18 protein-coding genes are annotated in these 22,871 nt (G+C 73.7%); 9 read left to right on the forward strand and 9 right to left on the reverse strand.

Going from position 1 to position 22,871, the window contains the following annotated elements; genetic code table 11:
* Positions 1-212: 212 nt before the first annotated feature.
* Entirely contained in the window at positions 213-422 is a 210-nt protein-coding gene (locus tag FRAAL_RS33990; protein WP_011605446.1) for a keywimysin-related RiPP, read from the reverse strand.
* Positions 423-747: 325 nt separating this feature from the next.
* Here FRAAL_RS33990 and FRAAL_RS36165 point away from each other — a divergent pair, with 325 nt between their 5' ends.
* Both FRAAL_RS36165 and FRAAL_RS18885 read left to right on the forward strand, forming a co-directional pair.
* Positions 748-1,065 carry an alpha/beta fold hydrolase gene (locus tag FRAAL_RS36165; protein WP_011605447.1) on the forward strand — a complete coding sequence of 106 codons (318 nt, stop codon included), beginning with the start codon at positions 748-750 and terminating at the stop codon, positions 1,063-1,065.
* A 385-nt stretch (positions 1,066-1,450) separates the two neighbouring features.
* Positions 1,451-2,656: an aminotransferase-like domain-containing protein gene (locus tag FRAAL_RS18885; protein WP_011605448.1), complete on the forward strand. Its 1,206-nt coding sequence runs from the start codon at positions 1,451-1,453 to the stop codon at positions 2,654-2,656.
* Positions 2,657-2,724: 68 nt separating this feature from the next.
* Here FRAAL_RS18885 and ddaH read toward each other — a convergent pair whose 3' ends face one another.
* Positions 2,725-3,552, reverse strand: a complete 828-nt coding sequence (gene ddaH, locus FRAAL_RS18890; protein ID WP_011605449.1) for a dimethylargininase — start codon at positions 3,550-3,552, stop codon at positions 2,725-2,727.
* Between the two features lie 496 nt (positions 3,553-4,048).
* On the opposite strand from ddaH, the gene FRAAL_RS18895 reads away from it, so the two are divergent.
* The 5 genes from FRAAL_RS18895 to FRAAL_RS18915 all read left to right on the forward strand — a co-directional run bounded on the left by FRAAL_RS18895 (position 4,049) and on the right by FRAAL_RS18915 (position 11,743).
* Positions 4,049-6,166 carry a WD40 repeat domain-containing serine/threonine protein kinase gene (locus FRAAL_RS18895; protein WP_011605450.1) on the forward strand — a complete coding sequence of 706 codons (2,118 nt, stop codon included), beginning with the start codon at positions 4,049-4,051 and terminating at the stop codon, positions 6,164-6,166.
* A gap of 242 nt (positions 6,167-6,408) precedes the next feature.
* Complete coding sequence (locus FRAAL_RS18900; protein ID WP_011605451.1) at positions 6,409-7,449, forward strand: siderophore-interacting protein; 1,041 nt, start codon at positions 6,409-6,411, stop codon at positions 7,447-7,449.
* Positions 7,446-8,363, forward strand: coding sequence for an ABC transporter ATP-binding protein (locus FRAAL_RS18905; RefSeq protein WP_083866846.1), 918 nt, complete (start codon positions 7,446-7,448; stop codon positions 8,361-8,363). Before FRAAL_RS18900 ends, FRAAL_RS18905 begins: the two co-directional genes overlap by 4 nt.
* A 187-nt stretch (positions 8,364-8,550) precedes the next feature.
* On the forward strand, positions 8,551-8,808 hold the full coding sequence (locus tag FRAAL_RS18910; RefSeq protein ID WP_041940742.1) for a GlsB/YeaQ/YmgE family stress response membrane protein: 258 nt from the start codon (positions 8,551-8,553) through the stop codon (positions 8,806-8,808).
* A 592-nt stretch (positions 8,809-9,400) separates the two neighbouring features.
* Positions 9,401-11,743 (forward strand): serine/threonine-protein kinase, encoded by a 2,343-nt coding sequence (locus FRAAL_RS18915; RefSeq protein WP_011605455.1) that lies wholly within the window; start codon positions 9,401-9,403, stop codon positions 11,741-11,743.
* Positions 11,744-11,809: 66 nt separating this feature from the next.
* Here FRAAL_RS18915 and FRAAL_RS18920 read toward each other — a convergent pair whose 3' ends face one another.
* Both FRAAL_RS18920 and FRAAL_RS18925 read right to left on the reverse strand, forming a co-directional pair.
* Positions 11,810-12,922 carry a glutamate ABC transporter substrate-binding protein gene (locus tag FRAAL_RS18920; RefSeq protein WP_231861097.1) on the reverse strand — a complete coding sequence of 371 codons (1,113 nt, stop codon included), beginning with the start codon at positions 12,920-12,922 and terminating at the stop codon, positions 11,810-11,812.
* Positions 12,919-14,745, reverse strand: a complete 1,827-nt coding sequence (locus FRAAL_RS18925) for a GlnX family signal transduction membrane protein (RefSeq protein WP_231861098.1) — start codon at positions 14,743-14,745, stop codon at positions 12,919-12,921. The genes FRAAL_RS18920 and FRAAL_RS18925 overlap by 4 nt, the downstream gene beginning before the upstream one ends.
* Before the next feature lie 227 nt (positions 14,746-14,972).
* Here FRAAL_RS18925 and FRAAL_RS18930 point away from each other — a divergent pair, with 227 nt between their 5' ends.
* Entirely contained in the window at positions 14,973-15,668 is a 696-nt protein-coding gene (locus tag FRAAL_RS18930) for an HD domain-containing protein (protein ID WP_083866847.1), read from the forward strand.
* Positions 15,669-15,794: 126 nt separating this feature from the next.
* Here the strand turns inward: FRAAL_RS18930 and FRAAL_RS18935 are convergent, their stop codons facing one another.
* The 5 genes from FRAAL_RS18935 to FRAAL_RS18955 all read right to left on the reverse strand — a co-directional run bounded on the left by FRAAL_RS18935 (position 15,795) and on the right by FRAAL_RS18955 (position 21,289).
* Positions 15,795-17,030 (reverse strand): TAXI family TRAP transporter solute-binding subunit, encoded by a 1,236-nt coding sequence (locus FRAAL_RS18935; protein WP_063822649.1) that lies wholly within the window; start codon positions 17,028-17,030, stop codon positions 15,795-15,797.
* Between the two features lie 291 nt (positions 17,031-17,321).
* Entirely contained in the window at positions 17,322-18,026 is a 705-nt protein-coding gene (locus FRAAL_RS18940) for an alpha/beta hydrolase (RefSeq protein WP_063822650.1), read from the reverse strand.
* A gap of 708 nt (positions 18,027-18,734) precedes the next feature.
* Positions 18,735-19,346, reverse strand: a complete 612-nt coding sequence (locus FRAAL_RS18945; protein WP_041939484.1) for a superoxide dismutase — start codon at positions 19,344-19,346, stop codon at positions 18,735-18,737.
* Positions 19,347-19,973: 627 nt separating this feature from the next.
* Positions 19,974-20,456: a bacterioferritin gene (gene bfr, locus FRAAL_RS18950; protein WP_009737569.1), complete on the reverse strand. Its 483-nt coding sequence runs from the start codon at positions 20,454-20,456 to the stop codon at positions 19,974-19,976.
* A 401-nt stretch (positions 20,457-20,857) separates the two neighbouring features.
* Complete coding sequence (locus FRAAL_RS18955) at positions 20,858-21,289, reverse strand: response regulator (protein ID WP_011605462.1); 432 nt, start codon at positions 21,287-21,289, stop codon at positions 20,858-20,860.
* A 289-nt stretch (positions 21,290-21,578) separates the two neighbouring features.
* On the opposite strand from FRAAL_RS18955, the gene FRAAL_RS18960 reads away from it, so the two are divergent.
* Positions 21,579-22,859 (forward strand): hypothetical protein, encoded by a 1,281-nt coding sequence (locus FRAAL_RS18960; RefSeq protein ID WP_041940745.1) that lies wholly within the window; start codon positions 21,579-21,581, stop codon positions 22,857-22,859.
* Positions 22,860-22,871: the final 12 nt, after the last annotated feature.

Here is a 22,871-nt window from a genome sequence, read left to right on the forward strand (position 1 = left end):
CACCCGCCTGGTCAGCGGTGCCCTACCGCGGCCCGAAAACGACGACATGGCGGCGGCCGACCGCTACGGCCGGTCCGTCGCCACCTCGTCCCCGGATGAACAGAACACTCGTGGTGGGTGTCGTGACAGTTGGTTGGAACGTTGGGCCGGACTTCTGACGACGGCCTGGCCAGCCGCTGGGCTGGCGCAGGTCGCCGCAGGTCGCCTCGGGGCTACCAGCCCCAGCCGCCGCCCCAACCACCCCAGCCGCCCCAGCCGCCTCCGCGGCCCCAGCGGCTCCAACCCCAGCCACCCCAACCACCCCAGCCGCTCCAGCCACCCCAGCCGCCGCCCCAGCCGCCGACGAAGAAGCCGACGAAACCGGTCGCCTGCCGGAACGATCCCTGAGCCTGAAGGGCTGGTGCCTCATATGTTGCCTTCATGCCGGGTTCCCCCCGTCTGCACTCGGATACCTTCTCCTGGGCATGCCCGGCCCTTGGTGTTCCTCGTTCAAGGCCGGATACACGACCTTCGACCGAGCAAATTCCATTCTGCTTCCTGCGGGTACATTGAGGGTTCACCCACGGTCCGTTGCAGCCGGTCGCAACGGCGTCCGCGGGTCTCTGCCGCCAGCGCCGGGGATCACCGCTGGTCGCGAGTCGCCGAGGAGAGACAATTCGCTCTATGGCGCTGTATGGCGACAAAGCCAGCGGAATTCGTCGACGCGCCGGGCTCCGGGACTGCACCCGGCCTGGTCCGAGCGGAGCGATGACGTCGCGCCAGTTCACGATCCGCGGCGGCGAGGCCAGGCTGCGCTGTGACGACACCGGCCGCGGTCCCGTCCTCATCTTTCTCAACGGTGCTTTCGGCACTCGGCGGGACTGGCGGCGTGTCCTGGACACAATCGGCGGCCGGTACCGATGCGTCACCTTCGACGCGCGCGGGCGTGGCAGGTCCTCACAGGCTCCCGAGTACTCCTTCGACGACGATCTCCGTGATGCCGCCCGCGTCGTCGACGCGGTCGGGACGGGTCGGCTGGCCGGGAGCCGGGGCAGCGCGACAGGGCGGCCGGGTTACCATAGGTAAGCCCATCATCTGGGAGATCCTGTCCAGATGATGAGATACCTGTCGGGAGAGGCCCCTGAGGGGACACCCCGCCGGTGTCCCCGGCGGGCCGCGACAGTCGGTCGGCGTCGGGGACTCTGACGGCCCGCCCGCCGCCGCGACCCGGCCTGGCGGGCGGGCCGTCGACCCCGGCACCCGCCATCCCGCCACGCCGCCATCCCGCCACGCCGCACCCACCACGCCTTGCCCGGGAGCCCCCGCGACCCCTGCGCACCTGACCGGGCGGCGGCCCGACCGCACGTCCCGCGGGCGGATCACGGCCGACGCCGATGGCAGCCGGCGCAGGCAGAGGCACGCAGCCGCCGGGCCGCGCCCACCCGTCCGCAGAAGGAATCGAGAAGCCGCCATGACGACCGCCGCCGCCCCGCCGCAGCTCGCCGCCCGCGCCCGCGCGGTGCGCACCTCCCCGGTGCGCGAGATCCTCGCCCTGACCGCCCGGCCGGAGGTGATCTCCTTCGCCGGCGGTCTGCCGGCCCCCGAGCTGATCGACGCGGACGGCATCCGGCGCGCCTACGACCAGGTGCTCACCGACGAGCCCCGGCGGGTGCTGCAGTACTCCACCACCGAGGGGGACCCCGATCTGCGGGCGGCGGTCGCCGCCCGCCTGGCCCGGCGCGGCCTGCCGACCGAGCCCGACCACCTGCTGGTCACCACCGGCTCCCAGCAGGCCCTGACGCTGCTCGCCGCCGCGCTGCTCGAACCCGGGGACGCCGTCGTGGTGGAGGACCCGACCTACCTCGCCGTGCTGCAGTGCTTCGGCTTCGCCGGGGCCCGGGTGTTCGCGGCCCCCACCGACGATCAGGGGATCATCCCCGACCGACTGGCAGACCTCGTCGCCCGGGAGCGCCCCCGGCTGCTGTACGTGGTGCCCACGTTCCAGAACCCCACCGGACGCACCATGGCCGCGGACCGCCGCCGCGCCGTCGCCGAGGTCGCCGCCCGGCAGGGCCTGTGGATCGTCGAGGACGACCCGTACGGCGAGCTGCGCTACGAGGGGACGGCGCAGCCGTGGATCGCCTCGTACCCCGCCGCGGCCGATCGGACGGTGCTGCTCGGCAGCTTTTCCAAGACCATGGCCCCGGGCATGCGGCTGGGCTGGCTGCGCGCACCGGCGGCGCTGCGGCGCGCCTGCGTGATCGCCAAGCAGGCCGCGGACCTGCACACCTCGACCGTCGACCAGGCGGCCGCCGCCCGCTACCTGGCCGAGGCCGACCTCGACGCCCACCTCGCCCGCATGTGCGCGGTGTACCGGGAACGGCGCGACGCGATGCTCGACGGGCTCGTCGGGGCGCTGCCGCCCGGTAGCTCCTGGAACCGGCCCGAGGGCGGCATGTTCGTCTGGGCTCGTCTGCCCGCCGGATACGACGCCACCGCCCTGCTGCCCGCCGTGGTCGCCCACGACGTCGCCTACGTTCCCGGCGCCCCGTTCTTCGCCGGCGCGCCCGACCCGGCGGCGCTGCGCCTGTCGTTCACCACGCACGCGCCCGCGCGCATCGCCGAGGGGATGGCCCGCCTCGCCCGCGCCCTCGGCGGCCAGTCCGCGACCGGGTGAGGTCACCCGGCCCTCGCCCGCTGGGTTGCGTGCCGGGCGGGCAGCCGGGCCGCGCTGCGTGGCCGCGCTCAGGCGCGGATCTCCAGGGTGGCGCACTTGATGCCGCCGCCGCCGCGGCGCAGCTCGTCGAACTCGACCCCGATCGGCTCGAACCCGCGGGTCCTCAGGTCGGCGGCGAACCCCTCGGCGGCGGCGGAGAGCACCACGTGCCGCCCGTCGCTGACGGCGTTGAGCCCGAACACCGCCGCGTCGGCCTCGCTCACCCTGATCGCGTCCGGGAACAGGGTGGCGAGCCGCCGGCGGGCGGCGTCGTCGAAGGCCGCCGGCAGGTAGGCGACGAGGTCATCGTCGAGGACGCACAGCGCGGTGTCGAGATGGTAGAAACGCGGGTCCACCAGGGTCAGTGAGTGCACCGGGCGGCCCAGCACGCGCGCCGCCTCGGCGTGCGCGGCCGGCTCCGACCGGAACCCGGTGCCGGCGAGGATCATCTCGCCGACGGGCAGGAAGTCGCCCTCGCCCTCGTTGCAGAACGCCGGACGGTACACCCCGCCCGGGGCCAACCTCGCCAATCGCCGCAGGTAGGGCGCCTGTTCGCCGCGCCGTTCGGGATGGCGGAACAGGACCCCGAGCGCCCGGCCGCCGACGACGAGCCCGCCGTTGGCCGCGTAGACCATGTCGGGCAGGCCCGGCAGCGGCTCGATCAGCTCCACGGTGTGCCCGAGGTCGCGGTACAGCGCACGCAGCGCCTCCCACTGCGCGCAGGCCCGCGCGGTGTCGACCGGGCGGTGCGGGTCCATCCACGGGTTGATGGCGTAGCGGACGTCGAAGTAGGTCGGCCGGCACATCAGGTACCGGCGCGCGCGGGCCCGGCGACCCCCGGCACACGACGACGTCATCCGCGACTCCCGGGACCGACAGGTGCGCTGCCACCGTCCGACTCAACGCGCCATCCCCCGGCGCCGTTCCGCCGGTCGGATCGGCTCGCGGATCGGTCGGGAAAGACCTCGCCCAGCCAGTCGGAACGGACCTGGGAGGTTCTGACCCGTCGGCGTCGGACTTCGGCAGAGAAGGTGTTTTGGACCGTCGGTCAGCTGATTCTTCGTAGCGGCCGGGGGCCGGTGTGCGGGGGGTGTGCCGGTCGTCGCGGCGCCGCACCGGCGGCCCGACGTGTCGGTCGCGGTCAATCATCTCGCCGCGGACCCCGCGAGACGATCGGTTCCGACGCGGAAGCCAGACTGCGTACTGCCAGCTCAGCGGCCTGCCCGGGGGAACGCCCAGGCCGAGGGTCATCGGCGGTGAGCCCAGGCTAAAATGCCGAATCATGACGGGGGCGCGGAGCGGAGTTCTGCCGGCTGGCCGGCCACGTGACCGGTCGACGGTCACCATCGTACGTTGATTGTCGACCGTGGCCAGGTTGCCGCAGCGCTTCCTGGCTACCTGATTGGCGCGAAACTGGGCGCGGGTGCGGGCGGACTGGTGCTCACCGGCCGGCACCGTCGGCTGAAGCGTCCGGTGGCCATTAAAATTCTTCCCGGGGGTTCGGAGTACGCGCCGGGGAGTTTCGAGACCGAGGCGCGCCTGCTCGCAGGGATGGATCATCCGCATATCGTGCGGGTCTTCGACTATGTGGAAGCCGACGATCTCCTGCTGATCGTCATGGAACTGTTGGACGGCGGTACGTTGACCCGTCGACGTGCCACGCTGGATCCGCAGGGAGCCTGCGCGGTCGGGTTAGCTGTTGCCGCGGGGCTTTCTCACGCCCATATCCGTGGGGTGCTGCACCTGGACATCAAGCCCGGCAACCTGCTGTTCGACGCGGCCGGAACACTGAAGGTCGCCGACTTCGGCATCGCGAAGATGTTCGAGGGAACCGCGGTCACAGCGACCGCGGTGGCCGGCACACCGTCCTACATGGCGCCCGAACAGATCACCGGCGGTCGACTGAGCCCGGCCACGGACCTCTACGCCCTCGGCGTCGTGATCTACCAGCTTCTGACCGGCGCACTCCCCTTCGACCCGACCCTGCCCGTCCGCGCGCTCTTCCAGCAGCACCTCACGGCCGCACCACCGCCGCTGACCGGCGTGCCCGCCCCCATCGCGCAGGTCGTCCTGCGGGCGTTGGCCAAGGACCCGACCGACCGCCAGCCCACGGCACAGGCCTTCGCCCTCGACCTCGCCAGGGCCGCCACCGCCATCCATGGCGCCGGCTGGACGAGCCGCGTCTGGCTCCCCCTGCATCTCGACGACCTGGTGAGCAACGCCGCCGACCAACCACCCGAGCCGGCCTCCCTGCCACCGCCGCCACCGCTGGCCACCCAGCCGAGCGCTCCGGGGGCAAGCACTCCCCGTCCCGACGCTCCCTCGTCCCGCAATCCCGATCCTGGCGGACGGACCAATCCGCGGTCACGGCGACGGCGCATCACGATCGCGCTCGCCGTGGCCTTGGCCGTCGCGATTCCCACCGTGCTCGTCGTCCTGCTGAACCGGCCCGACCCCGCCCCCGAGTCCGTCCGCCCGACCCTCGTGGCCATTCTGCCTGAGCCTGCGGCCACGCCGCGGGCCGAAAGCTTCTCCGCCGACGGCCACACCCTCGTCGTCACCACCGACTCCACCGTGCGGATGTGGAATATCACCGATCCGGCGAATGCCTCGTTCCTCGGCGGTTTCCGTGATTTCGCAAAGTCGGTCGGACGGGTGTCGATCCTTTCTCCCGACGGTCGCATCCTGGCTCATTCCGGCGTTACCACCGACGGCCAGCGAGCGATATTTCTATGGGACGTCACCCGCCCGGGAAGTCCGGTCAGCATCCAAACCGATACCTTCACCGGAGAATCGGGCGGAGACAACGGGAAGTTCGTCAGGGGGATGGCCTTTTCTCCCGACGGCCTCCGTCTGGTCGCCGTCGGCGGCAACGAGATAATGTCCTGGGACCTCGCCCATCCCACCTACTCGCCTTCCGATGCGACCATTAGCACCGGGGCCGCCGCCGCAAACCTCCATGAAAGCATCGCCGTGGGGCTCTCCGCCGACGGCCGCAACGCCGCCACCGCGGACCTCGACAACCAGGCAACGGTGCGGATATGGGATACTCAGCACATGGAGCACCTCGTCAACACCGTCACCTTTCCCACCAGGGGCGGTAAGGCGCGGTCGGTCCTGTTCCTCGACACCGACACGGTCGTCGTCACAGACGACGTCGGCACGGTGACCCTCTGGGATACCGCCGATCGGGCGAACCCAGCCACCATCGCCTTTCCCGACGGCGGGACCGGCCCGGTGGACGAGGTCCTGCTCTCCTTCGACCGCCATACCCTCGTCACGTTCGCCTGGGGCCGGGGAGAGATCCAGCGGTGGGACGTATCCGATAGGTTGCATCCCCATCGCACCGCCACGTTGCGCTCCGACATCGGGGCGGTGTCGCCAAAAACGATGGCGATCTCCACCGATGGTCGGCTCTTTTCTGCTGTTGATCCCGGGAAAGATGCCGTGAACCTGTGGACGCCGGGGTGAGATCGGCACCCGCCGCGCACTCCCGCGGCCGGCGTGGTAGCCGTCGAGCGGAGGCCGGCGTCCGCCGGCGGTGCCCTGCGGACCTCGTACCCGGCTCCGCCGGGCCCTTGGGGCAAGAAGTACGTTCATCCGAGGTGGTCGCTGGCGCGTGCGACCGCACGGACGCCGCGCCGGTCGTGGCACCGGGTGCACGGACCCACCGTCCGGTCCCCGTGTTGATGCAAAGGCAGGACACGAGGGAGATGTCAACCTTCAAATCCGACCCGGCCGGCCCTGCCACCCCAGGGGCACCCGCCGACCGGTCCGGGCCACTCTCTCCCGCCGCGGGTGCGGCGCCGGGCGGAGGCGCCCCGCAGCCACGGCGCACCCGCCCCGCCCCGCGGCGCCTGCAGGTCGTCCGGGTGGCCCCGCTGGCCGACGACATGGTCACCGTGACCCTGGGCGGCCCCGCACTGGCCGGTTTCGCCCTGCCCCGGCCCGCGCACCACATCAAGATCTTCCTTCCGGTGGACGGGCAGCGGGAGCCGACCGTCCCGGCGTGGGGCCCGGACGGACGGCCGGTCTTCCCCGCGGGTCAGCCCCGCCCGGTGGTCCGGACCTACACCCCGCGACGGTTCGACCCCGACGCCGGTGAGCTGGACATCGAGATGCTGCTGCACGCGGGGGGCCCGGCCGGGCGATGGGCGGCCGGGGCCCGCCCCGGCGACCATCTCGCCATCGCCGGTCCGGGGGGTGGTTACGAGGTCCCCACCGGCGCGGCCCATCACCTGCTCGCCGCCGACGAGACCGGCCTGCCGGCGCTGGCGACGATCCTCGAACGGCTGCCCGCGGCGGCAGGCGTCACGGTGCTGGCGGAGGTCCGCGACGCGGGCCGCCACCGTGACCTGCCGGTCGCCCCGGCGGCCACGGTCACCTGGCTGCACCGCGGCACGCGGGTCGCCGGCGAGCTGCTCGCCGAGTCCGTCGCGGCGGCCGTCCTGCCGGCGGGCACGGCGGCCTGGGTGGCCTGTGAGGCCTCGGCGGTGCGCCGGATCCGCCGCCAGCTGCTCGGCTCCGGACTGGACCGCGGCCAGATCTCCACCCGCGGCTACTGGCGGCTGGGAGCGGCGGACCATCCCGACCACGACTTCGGCGAGGCGGACCTCGCCGACATCGCCCGCAGTGGCGGGGGCCGCGGGAGCCGGCTGCGTAGCACGCTCGGGCCACTGAGCAGCCGCGCCCGCAGTGCCGCCCGGGAGGTGCGTGCCGCGATGCGCGATCGCGGTGACGACCGGAGCCGATGACCACAGCCGACACGCCGCTGAACGGCGCCGCCCCCGCCCACGGTGCCCCGACCAGCGCGGCGCCGGCCAGCGCGGCGCCGGCATCGCGGTCGGCCGTCGGCGCCGCGAACGGACCGCGGTCGGGACCGCCGGTGCTTCGCTGCGCGGGCGTCGCCCTGGTGCGCGAGGGCCGCGAGCTGCTCGCCGACGTCGATCTGACGGTCCGTCCCGGGGAGCACTGGGCCCTGCTCGGCGCGAACGGGGCGGGTAAGAGCACGCTGCTCGGCCTGTGCGGCGCGGTGCGCCACCCCACCCGCGGCAGCGTGGACGTCCTCGGCCACCGGCTGGGCCGGGTCGACGTCCGGACGCTGCGGGGCTGGATCGGGCACGTCGATCCCCGCCATCCGCTGCGCTCGCCGCTGACCGTCGAGGAGGTCGTGCTGACCGGTGCGGCCGGATCGATCGAGCTCGTTCCCCGCTGGCGGCCCACCGAGGCCCAGCGGCGGCGGGTGGCGGAGCTGCTCGGGCTGCTGGGCATCGCCACGATCCGGCACGCACGCTGGCCCACGCTGTCCCAGGGCGAACGGGGGCGGACGCTGATCGCGCGGGCGCTCGTGCCCCGGCCGCGGCTGCTGCTGCTCGACGAGCCGGCGACGGGCCTCGACGTCGCGGCCCGCGAACGGCTGTTGACCAGCGTCGAGACGCTGGCCGGGGAGTTCGGCGAGCTGGCGAGCGTGCTGGTGACCCACCACCTGGAGGATCTGCCGGTTACGACGACCCATGCCATGCTGCTGCGCGGCGGGCGGGCGCTGGCGACCGGCCGGGCCGACGACGTGCTGACCACCGAGCTGGTCAGCTCCTGCTTCGACCATCCGATCGCGGTCCGCCGGGAGGACGGCCGCTGGTCGGCCCGCGCCCCGCGCCGCACGGGCTGACCAGAAGGTTCGACCTCACTGACCCGCGCCCATCCGGGAACCTTTCACGAAATCGGACAGTTTGACGGGAGCCGCACCGGGGATACAACCCGCGATCACACCGGCGAACAGGAAAGCGGCGCACCCCGGCACCGCCGCCGGCCACGGCAAAATTGCGGAGGCTCTCGTGCTCTGGTTCATCCTCACCATGATTCTGCTTGGGCTCGTCGCTGGCGCAGTCGCCCGCCTGGTTGTTCCGGGTCGCGACGCGATGAGCATTCCGGCGACGATTGTCCTCGGCCTTGTCGGCTCCTTCATCGGTGGATTTCTCGGTTACCTCCTGTTCGGCCACGACTTCGACGAGGGCGCGTTCCAGCCCTCCGGCCTGATCGGCTCCATCATCGGTGCGATCATCGCACTGCTGATCTACCGCGCCGTGCACGGCCGTCGGCCGGTGCACCACTAGTCTCCGCTGAGCCTGCGCCCGGCGACCCCGCCCACCAGCGGCGTCGCTCCGGGTCCGGGAGCTGCTCCCGAGGGCCGACCGGCCAGTCCGGTCGGCCCTTCGGCGTGCGCGGGGTCGTCCGCGGACGCCTCCCGCGCCCGCCGCAACCGTCGCCGGCCGGGCACGACGGCCGCCGATTCCGGCCCAACGCAGCCGTCACCCGCCGGACGGAGCCATTACCCGGGAGGCCGCGTCACCGGGCGACGGGGCCACCGGTCCCGGTGCACGCCGCCCCGGGCGCCGGCCGGCCGGAATCCGGGTGCAGCGGGCGCTGTCCGACCGATCCCGGTTTTGCCGACCGTCGAACCCCACGCGCGCAACCGTGAAAACACCAGGCGCGTCCGGCCGACGAAACGGAACGTGCCCGGGTGGCGCCCCAGAAGGCCGTCAGCATACGGCCGACCTCTCGGACACGGTCGGTCCAGCGCGGCCGAAACGTCCGTGCCAGGAGCAAAGGGAGCTCCACCACGACGGACGAACGGGCCCGTGGCAGGCTGACGGCACGACACGGCAGCGCCCCAGCCGGGCCGCGGACGTCGGCGGAGAGGCACCTATGGCGGAGGACGACGCGACGCTGCCCGACGGGGACCACCACGAGGATCGGTCGGACCCGCCGGGGGACGGCCGCACCGGCGGCGCGGCCGGGTCCGCCCGGTGGCTCGAACCGACCGAGCCCACGCGGGCCCGCTTCACCGGTTCGCCCCGGCCCGGCGATGACGACGGCGACGAGGACGGCCGCGAGCGGGCCGTGGGCGTCGGTGCGGTGCCGGTCCCACGAACGATCTCCTCCCCCCGTCGGGGCCCCGCGCCCGGTGTGCCGCGCGACCCGCTGCGACTGCCCCGCCGGATCGGGCCACCCCCCGGTGCCACCCCACCGTTGCTGGAGGCGCCGAGCGTGCCCGTGGGGCTGCGGGAGTGCGCGGGGTGCGGCGCGCCGGTGGCCCGTCCGGGCCAGTCGGGAACGGTCGCGCTCGAGGGCACCTGCGGGGGATGCGGCCACCGCTACTCGTTCACCGTCAAGCTGCGTCCCGGCGAGCGGGTCGGCCGTTACACCGTGCACGGAGTGATCGCCCATGGTGGCCTCGGCTGGGTGTACGCGGCCACGGACGACAACCTCGGTGGCGACGACGTGCAGGCCTGGGTGGTGCTCAAGGGACTGCTCGACGCCGCCAACCCGGAGGCCCGGCGGATCGCGGAGGGCGAGCGGCGCATCCTCACCACGGTGTCCCACCCCGCGATCGTGAAGATCCTCGACTACGTCACCCACGAGGGCGAGGACTACATCGTGATGGAGTACGTGCCGGGGATCTCCCTGACCGGGCTGGCCGACACCGGGCCGCCCGGTCCGGATGGGCGACCCGCCCCACCACCCCCCGCGGACGTGCTGCGCTACCTGCTGCGGGTGCTGCCCGCGCTGGGCCACCTGCACCGGATGGGCCTGGTCTACTGCGACTTCAAACCGGACAACGTGATGGTCACCGCGTCCGGGGTGAAGCTCATCGACCTCGGCGGGGCCCGCCGCCTCGACGACATGGTCTCCGGCTACCTGTCCACGCCGGGCTACCGCGCGCCCGAGCTCGACGACGACGGCGAACGCCCCGGCGGCGTCGCACGGGCCGCACCGTCGGTCACCACGGACACGTTCGCCGTCGCCCGGACGCTGGCCCGCCTCGTCCTCGGCCGCTTCCCCGGGTTCGTCGACGCCTACCGGCACGTGCTGCCCCCGCGCCGGGCCCACCCGCCGCTGCGGGAGTTCGAGTCGCTGGACCGACTGCTGCGCCGGGCCACCGCGACCGACCCACAACGACGCTTCCAGAGCGTCACCGAACTGGCGGACGAGCTGGTCGGCGTGCTCTACGAGATCGTCGCCCGCACGGAGGGGCCGGTTCCGCCGCTGGCGAGCCGATGGTTCGACGCCGCCGGGCATCCCACCGGGGAGACCGGCCCGACCGGACCCCCCGCCGCCTGGGAGGTGCTACCGGACCTGCGGGTCGACCAGGACGACCCGCGCGCGCCGGCGCTGACCGCCGGCCCGGAGGAGGACCCGGCGGCGCTCGCCGCCCGGCTGGCCGCCATCGTTCCGGTGACCACGGAGGTGCGCCTGGCGCTGGCCCGGGCGCGGATCCGCGCCGGGCAGCTCGGCGAGGCGGCCCGCGCCCTGGACGCCGCGGCCGCGGCGGCCCCCCGCGAGTGGCGCGTCGACTGGTACCGGGGGCTGGCCGCCCTGGTCGCGCGGCGGCCCGGGCAGGCCGCGGCGGCCTTCGACCGGGTGTACTCGCAGGTTCCCGGGGAGCTCGCCCCCCGCCTCGCCCTCGCGACGGCCCTCGCCGACGTGGCGACCACCGCCGGCTCCGCCCGGGAGCGCCAGGCGGCCCGGGAGCGCGCGGGCGAGCTGTTCGACGTCGTCGGCGCCATCGACCCCGGCGTCACCAGCGCCGCGTTCGGGCTGGCGCGGTGCCGGACCGACCCGACCGGCAAGATCGACGCCTATCAGCGGGTGCCCCGTTCCTCCTCCGCCTACACGGCGTCGCGGGCCCGGATGATCGGCGTCCTGGTCGCCCGCGTCCCCGGAACGGACTCCCCGGCGACCGGCTCCGCGGCGCTGCTACGCGCCGCGGCACTGCTGGCCGATCCCCTGCTCGACCTCGGCGAACGACGCCGCGCCGAGCTGCGCCGCGACATCTTCACCGCCGCCCTGACGCTGGTCCCCGCGGGCCATCCACCGCCTGGCTCGCCCCGGCCCCCGACCCTGCTCGGTCGGCCCATGGTCGAGCGCGAGCTGAGGTTCGGGCTCGCCGAGACCTACCGGGAGATGGCCCGTCTGACCCCCGACCGGGCCAGCCGCGTCCGGCTCGTCGACCAGGCAAACCACGCCCGCCCCCGCACCCTGACCTGACGCCCTGCCCCCGTGATCCGCCTCGGCCACCCTGGCCGATCCGGCTGCCGGCCCGCCGGGCTCGTCTCAGGAGGTGTCGGCGTCGGCGAGCGGCGGGCGGCCCGGGACGCGCAGCCCGGGACGCAGCCACTCGTCGTACAGCCGTGACCAGGTGCCGTCGAGCATGATCTGCCGCAGCACCCCGTTGACGAACGCCACGAACCCGTCGTCCCCCGCGGTGTCACCGGTGATCGGCATCGCGATGCCGTAGGGCTCGTCGAGCCGCCCGCCGGCCGCGAACGCCGCCCCGAACGCCTGCGGGCCGAGCACCGTCGTGTAGGGGTCCTGGGCGGCGAGCCCGGCGAGCAGGACGTCGTCGCCGACGATCGCGTCGACGTCGCCGTGCTGGAGGGCGACCAGGCAGTCGGCGATGCGGGAGCGGGTCACCACGCGCGGGGCGGGCGTCGGCAGCCGCGCGAGCTTCTCGCTGGCCGTGCTGCCCGCCGACGTGCACACCGGCCGGCCGGCGAGGTCCGCGATGCCGGTGAAACCCGCCTCCTGGCGGACCAGCAGCCGCAGGGTCGATTCGTAGTAGACGCTGGAGAACCGGACCTGCCGCTTGCGCTCGCAGGTGATGGTCATCGTCGCGACGAGCATGTCGACCATGTTGGATCGCAGCAGGTCCTCCCGCTCCGACGTGGTGACCGCCCGGAACTGGATGTGATCGTCGACGTCGTCCGGCCCGAAGATCGCCGCGGCGACGGCGCGGGCGATGCCGACGTCGAACCCCTCCAGCCGCAGGGTGCGCCAGTTCATCAGCCCCGCGGGCGGTGCGTCGGTGACGATGCCGACCCGCAGGTAGCCCCGGACCTGGGCGATCGCGCGCATCCGGCTGCCGGTCGGCATGTGCCCCGGTGCCGGCAGCGGGTCCAGCGGCGGCTCCGTGGAGCGCACCGGCCGGCCGTCCTGGCGGCAGGTGCCGTCCGGATTGACCGCCCCGGCCGGCGCCGGTGTCGGCTCGGCCGGCGGCGCCGGGGAACGCGGCAGCGGGCCGGCCTCGATCGGCAGCGGGCTGCGCGCCGTGCTGCAGCCGGCACCGCCCACCAGGGCCAGGCAGCAGGCGAGACCCGCCGCGACCAGCCAGGCATCCCGGCGCAGGCGAGCACCGCGGCACCGGCGGGCGCCGTCGCGGAGGCTCACAGGAACTCCCGCAGGCGTGGCCACATGCCGGCCGCGGCGGCGACGATGGCGGCGAGCACGAGGGCCGGGCCGGCCAGCCGCAGGGCCCGCAGGGCGTCGGCCGCGCGGCGCACGTCGCCCTCGAACCGACCGCGGGCGGAGTCGACGGCCACGTCCAGCTTGCCGAGAAAACGGGTGAACGCGGCCGTGTCCGGCCCGAGCGTGCGGGTGACCGCCTCGCCGAACGTGTCGGACGAGCGCGCGTCCCCACCGGTGGAGCCGGCGTCCCCGGGAGCGTGGGCGGCGGCCACGACCGAGTCGGGCGAGGAGGCCAGCAGTCTCACCACCGAGTCGCGCACCCGCAGCCAGGACCGCAGGTCCGCCTCCAGCCCGGGTGGCAGGTCCGCACCCTGGCGGCTGTCGAGCGCCACGACGAGGGAGCCTCGGCGGGTGACCGGCTCGGGCGGCAGCCGGTCGCCGGTCGCGTCGAAACCCAACCCCCGGGTCACCCAGGCGAAGTGCTCGTCGAAACGGACGCCGTTGCCCAACGCGGTCAGCGACAGGTTCTCGTCGACCCTGGCCTCCAGGGTCAGGGTCTTCGAGCGCGCGAGCAGCGTCATCTGCCGATAGCCGGCGTCGCGGGCGGTGTCCAGGCGGGTCTGCTGGGTGCCGAACGCCACCGCCGTCCAGACGACCGCCGCCAGCACCGCGCCGGTCGCGATCACCAGACCCGGGTTGATCAGGCGGTTCGTCCGGCGCACCAGCAGCAGCTGCACGCCGATCAGCGAGCCCAGCGCGAAGGCGGCGGTGATCACGATGGCCCACTCCCCCTGCGACCCGGTGGCCCGCTGGTAGGCGAGGTCGACGGCGTCGGCGTAGCGGGCGACGAGAACCTCGGTCGAGGGGAGGATCTCGGTGCGCATCATGGTCGAGGCGGCCCGCAGGTTGGCCTCGCCCACGGACAGACCGGCGCGGTTGTTCGCCCGGGCCCGCTCCACCATCCCGTTGTAGACGGGGATGCCCTGAGCCAGCAGGTCCAGGGGGCACGCCGGGGACGCCATGCCCCGCGAGGCGCCATCCGACGCGCCCCCAGACGCACCGGCCGGCGGGCGCGCCCCGTCGGACTCGCCCCCCGATGTGGACCAGGGTGGTTCCATCCCGCCGGCCTGGTCCACCCCGTCGACCGGGCCGTCCGGGGGGACCGTGAGATCGTCGCCGTCGCCGACTCCCGCCGCGGCCATCGGGTCGGGAGCGAGTGCCGCCGGGTCGGCCGCGGCGGGGACGAGGGGCCCGAGTCGGGGATCCGGATCCGAGGCGCACAGCCTCGGGTCGAGGCGGCGCAGGTCGAGGACGTCGCGGGCGGCCTCGGCCACGCTCGCCTCGAAGGGCTGGCCGGCCTTGATCCCGTCGTAGCGGGCCCGCAGCTCCGCCGCCGGCTCCCTTTTGTCGACCAGCAGTTCGACGGGGGCGAACAACTCGGCGGCTGCGGCGGCGTCGGCCTGGGACAACGCGGCACGCAGCTCCTGGGCCGTGGCCAGCGCCCGCCCCTGCCGGGTGACCAGGTCGTCGGTGGCGTCGAGCCGGTGGGCGACAACCCCGCGCAGGGTCAACCCGAACAGGGCCAGCGCGACGACGAGCACGCCGAGCAGCCCGACCAGCCGGACGCCGGCGTCGCAGTGTGCCGCGACGGTGCGCGCCAGCCGCGCGGCCTGGCGGAACCAGCCCGGGCCGGGCGGGACGGGTGCCCTGGGAGCCCTGCCCTCGCGCCGTCGCCGGACGCCCCCGCGGCGCCGGGATTCCGGCCCTCCGCTGGGAGCAGGCGGCGGCGACGCCACAACCGTCACAGTCACCGAGCGTATAGGCATCTCGCCGATCCGGTTACTTCAAGCAGGGATCTCATCCCGGTCGGGCGGGAAAGGCGTCATAGATGACGCAGGCGATCGTCACGAACGTCGACGGCAGGGACCGATCGTGCCGGGCGCGGCAGGGCCGGGCATCGGCCCGACGGGGTGACATCCCAGCAGGCCGTATCGTCGGTAGCCGCAACGCCGGGCGAGCACCGAGGAGCGACGTGTCGACGATCCCATCTCCCTCCCGCTCGTCCCCGTCCCCCCCATCGCCCTCCCGCGACGAGCCCGCGGGTGCGGTGGGACCGCCGGTCGAGCCGCCCCCGGGGATCACCGACGCGCGCCTCGCCCGGCAGATCGCCTTCCTGCTGGAGATCGACCAGCTCAAGTCGGTGCTGCGGCAGAGCCACCTGATCGACCGGTCTCGGCGGGAGAACGACGCCGAGCACTCCTGGCATCTGGCGATGCTCGCCGTCGTCCTCGGCGAGTACGCGGCGGCGGAGGTCGACCAGGCGCGGGTCATCCGCATGCTGCTGATCCACGACCTGGTGGAGGTCTACGCGGGCGACACGTTCCTGTACGACACGCAGGCCGCGGCCAGCCAGGCCGAACGCGAGCGGGCGGCCGCCGACCGGCTGTTCCCGCAGCTTCCCGGTGACCAGGCCGACGAGCTGCGGGCGCTGTGGGACGAGTTCGAGGAGCGGCGCACCCCCGACGCCCGGTTCGCCCGCGCCCTCGACCGGGTGCAGCCGCTGCTGCTGAACTTCTACACCGCCGGGAGCACCTGGCTTCCGCACCGGGTGAGCAGGGCGGACGTGCTGGCTCACCAGAAGACCGTCGAGGACGGTTCCCCGGCGCTGTGGGCCTACATCCGCGTCATGATCGACGAGGCGGTGCGCCGCGGGTACCTGCTCGCCTGACGGGCCAGCGTGTCGGCCTTGCCTGCCGGCCCACCCGGGCCGCCGGAAGGGCAGCCCGATCCGAGACGGCCGTCCGATCCGAGACGGCCGTCCGATCCGAGACGGCCGTCCGGTGCGAGACGGCCGTCAGGACAGCCCGCAGCGCTGCTGTGAGGTGTATTCGCGCAGCGCGGTCGCGACGGCGGGAAGGACCGGTACCAGGCAGAACACCGGGTTGCGCCAGAGCTGGCGGTACTCGCCGTCGCCCGCGTCGGCGTCGGATTCCAGCGCGTCGCTGTGGGCGTGGGCGACGGCGGCGGGTGCCGCCTGGCCCAGCACGCCCGCGAGCCACGGCCGGTCGGCCATGATCCTCGCCGCGGCGACGGCGAGCCCGGGGTCCACGGAGTCGCGGACCACCAGGCCGTTGGGGGCGCCGACCGTCGGCGTCGGCTGGTTCATCCCGGTGTACGTCCCGCCGGCGATCGTTCGGTCGGCGAAGATGCCCGGCGCGCCGTCGCGGCGGACGAACCCGGCCCCGGCGACCCGCTCGTAGTACCGGTCCCAGTGGGTGCCGAAACCCTCGCGGTACTGGTCGATCGGGAGGAGCTGCAGGTCCCCCGCGGCGCCGCCGAGCCGGCGGATCCGCTCGTCGAGGACCTCCGACGGCGCCGCCACCCAGACCACCGCCTGCACCGGGTCCGCGGCCGACGCCGGATCGGTCAGCGACCCCATCCCCTCGCCGAGCGACTGGTAGACGACGTGCGGCAGCGGCAGCGCCGGCGGCGTGAGCGCGCACACGTTGTCGAACAGCACGTCGTTCATCTGCAGGGAGCCGGACAGCTCCAGACCACCGGAGACGGTCCTGCCGCACAGGTCGCGCAGGTTCGACACCTCGCCGCGGCGGACGATGACGTGCACGAGATCGAAGTAGGCGGGCCCGAGCGTGCGCAGCCGGTTGACCTGGTTCAGGGTGCCCCGGCGGAACCGGGCCGCACTCTGGTAGTCGAACTGGTAGATACCGAAGGTGGCGTCCACGGCCACGTTGAGCTGGACCATCGCGAGGGAGCACGCGGCGGCCCCGTCGTCCTGAAGCCGGTAGAGGTTGTCGGCGCTGCCGTCGGTGGCGACCGGGTCGACGGTCAGTCCCCAGCCGGGATGGCGCCGGACGAGCTCGCGGCCCAGCTCCTGCGCGACGACCCAGTACGGGGAGTTCGCCTGCCCGGTGTAGATCTTCACATTCCGGCAGTGCGTCCCAGGATCGTGGGAGCTTCCCCGCGCCGGCACGAGCAGCACGACGAGCAGCGACGCTGCGAGCAGGCAGACCGCCAGGGCGGCGGCCGTCCGCGGCCGTGTCCGTCGCCCTGCCGGTGACGATGACGACACCCCGGTACCCCCGCCTCTCCCCGATCCCCGTCCCCCACGGCGACGACCGCCACGGCGCAGGCGGGTCCGATGTGCGCTCAGTATGCCCGACATATGCAGGCACCTTCACGCTGGGAGACCGACCGGCGTCACCGCGTCGGCGTCACCGCGTCGGTGTCACCGCGTCGGTGTCACCGCGTCGGCGTCACCGCGTCGGCGTCACCAGCGCGGTCTTGCCGAGCACGCCGCGCGGCGGCATGGGGCGGGGCACGGGGTGGAGGCGGGGAGCGGGAGACGGGAACGAACGCGGGCTCAGGCGTCCAGCAGGGACTCCAGGAACAGCACGGTGCGCGCCGCGACGCAGCGCCGACCTGCTCCGGTGAGCACGTCGTGGCCGCCGGGGACCACGTCGAGTTCGGCGCGCGGCGCGGTCCGGGTCGTCATGCGTACCAGGGGCAGCGGGCTGATCTCGTCGTCGGTGCCGTGCAGCAGCAGGATCGGCAGGTCGGGCAGGGCCCGCGGCGAGGGCTCCTCGACGAGCAGGCCGGCCACGGGCAGGTGCAGCAGCGGCAGGCCGAGCAGGACCAGCCCGTCGGGACGGACGGCGGGCGAGCCGACCATCGCCAGCGCCGCCAGCGCGCCGGTGTCGGAGCCGAGCAACACGAAGGGCGCGCCCGGGACCCGTCCCTCGACCAGGGCGGACACCCGGTTACCGCCGTCGGGGACGACGGTGAGCAGGTAGCCGTCGAGCGCCAGCCGGTCGGCGAGCGCGTCGAAGACCGCCGGGTCCTCGCCGCGGCCGGGCAGGGCGGCGATCGTGGCGCGGATGTCGCGGCGGGCGACGGTGGCGCGGGCGACCGGCCGCACGGGCGTCGTGACGGGGCTGCGCGGGCCGGGGGTCGCGGTGGCGGTCGCGGTGGCGGCCACGAGCGGGCGCGCGGCACGGGGCGCCGCGACGGCGGGATACCCGCCCGCCGGCCGATCGGTGAGGGACAGGGGTTGGAACGGCGACATCATCGGCGCCTGGTCTCCTTTGGAGGAAACGGATCGCCGCGGCCTGATGACCGGGCGTGCCGCGGACGCGGCAGGAGCATGGTCGTGCGTCGGGTGGCCGATCGGGCGGGTCACGCGCGTGGCATCCGGGCGGTGGACCGGTCCCCCGCCTGTCCCAGGGCCGAACGCGACGATGCCGGCTCCGGGGACACGGCCGGGCTCACCGGCCGACGACCGGGGCGGGCCCGGCGGCCCGGATGGGGGCGGGTAGTGCGGGAGTGCGGGCCGGGAGGTCTCGGCGCGGTGGCGCCGCCGACGTCCGACGGATGCGTGTTCGGCGACGGGCCGAAGTCCAGTCGGGGAAGCTTCCGGCGGATCAGCTCAGCGACAGCGCCATGAGGACGATGACGGCGTCAGGGAGACGTGGCTGAGTCGAACGGACTGACGTGCGTCCACAGACATGGTTACTACCCTCGGTAGTCGCACCATCATCCGTCAACGGGTTCTCGCTGTGCGCTGCATCACTTTCGTGGATCACAGGGCGGCGGAGCGCGCAACGACGGCAGGGGCACCACCCGATCGGGTGATGCCCCTGCCGTGACTCGCCCGCGGCGCCGCGGCGCCGCGACGGGGCTCACCCCCGCCGGGTGCCTGGGCCCGCCGCCCCCACCAGCCCGGGCCCGGTGAACCGGACTCGAGCGGGCGTGGACCCGGGCGGCCATGGTGCCGCGCTCAGACGGCCGCCGCGGCCTTCGCCTTCGCGAAACGCTCGGCGACGTCGGCCCAGTTGACGATGTTCCACAGGGCCGCCGCGTAGTCCGCCTTGACGTTCTTGTACTGCAGGTACCAGGCGTGCTCCCACGCGTCGAACACCAGCAGCGGGGTGTTGCCGACACCGACGTTGCTCTGGTGGTCGTACACCTGCTCGATCAGCAGCCGCTGGCCGGTGGCGTCGTAGGCCAGCACCCCCCAGCCGGAGCCCTGCACCGTCGTGGTCGCAGCGTTGAGCTGCGCCTTGAAGGCGTCGAAGGATCCGAAGTCGGTGGTGATGGCCTCGCCGAGCACGCCGTCCGGCTTGTCGCCGCCGTCCGGGGACAGGTTCTCCCAGTAGATCGAGTGGAGAATGTGCCCGGAGAGGTTGAACGCGAGCGTCTTCTCCAGGCCGACGATGGCGCCGAAGTCGCCCTTGTCGCGCGCCTCCGCGATCTTCTCAAGGGTGTCGTTCGCACCCTTGACGTAGGTCGCGTGGTGCTTGTCGTGGTGCAGCTCGACTATCTGTCCGATGATGGACGGTTCCAGTGCGCCATAGTCGTACTTCAGGTCGGGCAGCGTGTACGTCGCCACTAGAGCACGATCCTTTCCGTTCGCAAGGGATTTGTTCGGGGGCACCCACGGGGGGACTCCCGGCGGTTCAGGTGGGCGGTTCCGGCGACGTCGGCGGCCACCGGCCGGGCAGCCGGGGTCGGCGGGGCCTGGCGATGCCCATCGACCCTCTCCTCCTCCGGCGAGCCGCCGAGACGCCCATCCTGTGGACGTCGACGTCAGGTGCTACGAACGCCCGCCTGGACACTATCGCCAGGAGGATCGGTCCTGCATAGCGAGACCGGACACCGTCACGCGGGAAGGATCGTCCGTCGCTCCGGCCAATAACAGCCGGTGACGGCGACGAGGAGGTGGGCGGGATTCGGTGACCCAGGGAACAGCCGAGCGAGCCGGCCGGGGTGCCACCCCGCACGAACGTCCCGAGAATTCCCGGCGCCGCCCGTCCGGCCCCGCCCGTCCGTGCGCCGCACGGGCGGGCGGACCGCACCAGGACCGGCCGGGCAGCCCGCGAAGCACCCCGGCCGGCAGGGTCGGTCGTCGGGCGCCGCGCCCGCGTGGACCGCAGGCGCGCGGGGGTGGGCCGGAGCATGCCGCGAACCCTTCCCGCCGACGGGGCGACTGTTCCGACCTCCGCCCCCGACGCCGCGGTCAGTCGTCCTCGTGGATCTGCTGGCTGAGGTAGTTGGCCGCGCCGAGCTGGGAGATCAGTTCGAGCTGGGCGTCGAGCCAGTCGATGTGCTCCTCCTCGGAGACGAGGATCTGCTCCAGCAGGACCGCCGAGCCGATGTCGCCGCGCTCGCGGCTCAGCGCGATGCCGCCACGCAGCACGTCGACGGCCTCGAATTCGCCGGACCGGTCGATCTCGAGCTGCTCGGGAACCGTCTCGCCGATGCGCAGTGTGTGCAGCCGCTGCAGATTCGGCAGACCACCGAGGTAGAGGACACGCTCGATGAGCTGGTCGGCGTGCTTCATCTCGTCGATGGACTCGTGGTAGTAGTGCTCCGCGATCCGCCGGTAGCCCCAGTTGCGCTGCATCCGGCTGTGCAGGAAATACTGGTTGATGGTTGTGAGCTCGTTCGTCAGCACACTGTTGAGCAGTTCTATGATTTCCGTGTCGCCACGCGTCGCCATCGGTTCCACACCTTTCCGTCGACTGTTTCCAGCCGGACGTCCCCACACCGCGCCGGGCGGGGCGGCCAGCTGCTCCGGTCACCCCGGCGGCCCGCGACCGGACACCGACCATCTGCGACGACGAGGCCACAGATCGACCGGACCGGGCAGGCTTACGAACCTCGAGGCACCAGCAAATCACAAGGATGCGTAATTCGCAGCGAGCCGACACTCCCGACCGGTCACAACGATCGGAACATCGCTACGGGTAAGGCTGCCCGAAGTAAGGAGAGGCTACCCGTAGGTGGTGTGCACGGCGGGGACGATCCCTCGCAATCACAACCGGCTTCACCGCCGGGCGATCTCTGGTAATCGACCTGCGATGCCCCCCGCGCCCACTAATACGGCGGGACGGGAGGAGCTCAGCTTCCGGGCAGACGGACCAGGCCGAGATAGAAGTCGTCGATCCGGTGCAGGGCAAGGATGAAGGCGTCGAAGTCGACGGGCTTGGTGACGTACGCGTTCGCGTGCAGGCTGTAACTGCGCAGCACGTCGGTCGGGGCGTCCGAGGTCGTCAGGACGACGACCGGAATGGTCAGCAGGGCCGGATCCTCCTTGACCGACAGGAGAACCTCCCTGCCGTCCATCCGGGGCATGTTGAGGTCCAGCAGGATCAGATCCGGCCGGGGTGCCGCGGCATCGCGCAGGAAACGCATCGCCTCGACGCCGTCGGAGGCCACGTGCAGCTCGTGGTCGAACCCCCGGTCCGTCAGCGCCTCGGTGACCATGAGCGTGTCACCGGGGTCGTCCTCGACGAGCAGGATCCGAAAGGAGCGAACGGCGGTGGCGGACACGGCTTCGCCTCTCCTGGCAGTCGTCGGCGTCCCGGGAGGACGGGCGCGAGGTCGGCGCTCCCGCGCCGTCGCCCACGATATCGCCGGGCGCCCGGTTCGACCGGACCTGTCCGCGGGCCGTTGCCGGCCTGGCCCGGGCGGGCGGCGGGCCGCCCGCCTCCCCACGTCACGCGGTGTAACAATCCCGCCACGACCTCCGCCGCGCGGAGGGGGCTGGTTCGCGCGGCGGGTGCCTGCCCGGCCGGCGCCGCACCAGTTCGGGCCGGTCGGTCGGGAGGAGCCGCGTTCGATGTCCACGAACCAGCGCGCCACCGCCGTCCTGTTGCTGGTCTGCGCGGTGTGCGGCGCGGTCGGCCTCACCGAGTTGCGCCATGCGCTCGACTACCCCGAGGTGCTCAGCGCGCCCCCGGCCGACACCCTCGCGGTCGTGCGGGAGCACTGGCTGGCGATCGGCGTCGGTGTCGTGCTTGCCGGCGTCGCCGCCGGACTGCTGCTGCCGATCACCGTGGGGATCGTCCGGCTGCTGCCGCGCGGCCCGCATCGCCCCCTGCTGACCGTGTTGGGCGCGGCGACCGCCGGCGCGCACCTCACCGGCCTGCTGTTCTGGCTGATCACGGTGCCGGCGCTGGCCCGGCGCGCGGCGATCCCCGCCCAGGCGGACCACGCCTCCGCCGTCTTCGACACCGCACGCACCCTGTTCGGAGTCATGATCGGCGAGGTCCTCGCCTGCCTGCTGACCGCGAGCTGGACGGTCGCCCTGCTGACGCGCGCGGCACGGGCCGGCGTGACCCGGCGGCCCGCTACCCGACCGGCGTTGCCGAGAGTGGCCGGCGTCGTTCTCACGGGTTGGGGCGGCCTCGCCGCGGGGGGTGTGCTCGGGGGGGTCCTGCTGCCGTTCGGGGTGGATGCCGCGGTCACCGGGCGCGTCGTCGGAGAGCTGGTGTGGTACCTGTGGCTCGTCGGGCTGGCGGTCGCCGTCGGGCATCTCGATCCCGGGTGGCTCGCGGCGGACCCGACCGCGGCGGCGGCGGCCGACGGCCCTGCGTTGCCCATCGAACGGGTGGGCGGCGACGCGGCCCTGCCCGCCCCGGCCCTGCCCATGGTGGAGCTCCCCGTCGCAGACCTCCCCGTCGCAGACCTCCCCGTCGCAGATCACCCCGTCCCGGCCCTTCCCGTCGCGGACCCAGCCCCCGCCGGGGACCCACGTCCCGCCGCCGCCGTCGCCGGGCGCGACACCCGACTCCGCGAGCCGCAGTCGGCCGACGACGGCTTCTTCGACGCTGCCACCGAGATTTTCTGGGAGGATCCGACCGCCGGTGGTGGCGGGGCCCGTTCGGGCCGGCCGGGCCGTGGAAGCACCCATCGGCAGGAGCCCGACGGCTCCGGCCCGGCTGATCCCGCGCTCGCCGACGCCAGCACCGATCCCGACCGCCGACCACTGCGCGCCGCCGCCCAGCCGGCGGGTCGGCTGCTCGGCGACGACGCTCCCACCGACCCGGTGATCGACGTGCCCGCCGGCGAGCGCCCCGACCGGGCCACCGGACCAGCGCCGCGCGATGGCCCGACCTGAGTCGGCGACACG

The sequence above is a fragment of the Frankia alni ACN14a genome (assembly GCF_000058485.1).
Classification (GTDB): Bacteria; Actinomycetota; Actinomycetes; order Frankiales; family Frankiaceae; genus Frankia; species Frankia alni.